This window comes from Halorubrum sp. SP3, from assembly GCF_005435195.1.
Classification (GTDB): Archaea; Halobacteriota; Halobacteria; order Halobacteriales; family Haloferacaceae; genus Halorubrum; species Halorubrum sodomense.
The window spans coordinates 1-298 of the sequence record NZ_SGTU01000060.1 but is presented as its reverse complement, the minus strand read 5'-3'; the positions used below and the strand labels follow the sequence as shown (position 1 = coordinate 298).

Sequence of the window (298 nt, the reverse complement as noted above, 5' to 3'; positions counted from 1 at the left end):
GTCAACATCAGACAGCGACTTCGCGTAATGTTCTGTGTTCTCGCGAGCGTATTCGACCATTTTTTGTACCCGTTCGCGCTGGAAATTGCGAATTGCTCTTCGGTCCTTCCGTTCGAATTTCTTGATATCCTCATAGTAATCGAACATATCATTCCTGACAACCCAGTGGTGAAGGGGGAAGGTATGTTTATAAACGAACTTCCGAACGTTCATGCCGCACTATTCTTATGAGGGTAGGATAAACGTTCCGTCTATCTATAAGGCGGTGTTAAAATAAGGTCGAAGGATGAGGCGGTCA

The 298-nt window shown here is 45.3% G+C and carries 1 protein-coding gene; it reads right to left on the bottom strand.

All coding sequences use genetic code 11. The features are described 5' to 3' along the window. Nucleotides 1-213 (bottom strand): hypothetical protein (locus tag EXE42_RS19605; RefSeq protein ID WP_206750721.1); only part of this gene is annotated, 213 nt, incomplete at its 3' end. Nucleotides 214-298: the final 85 nt, after the last annotated feature.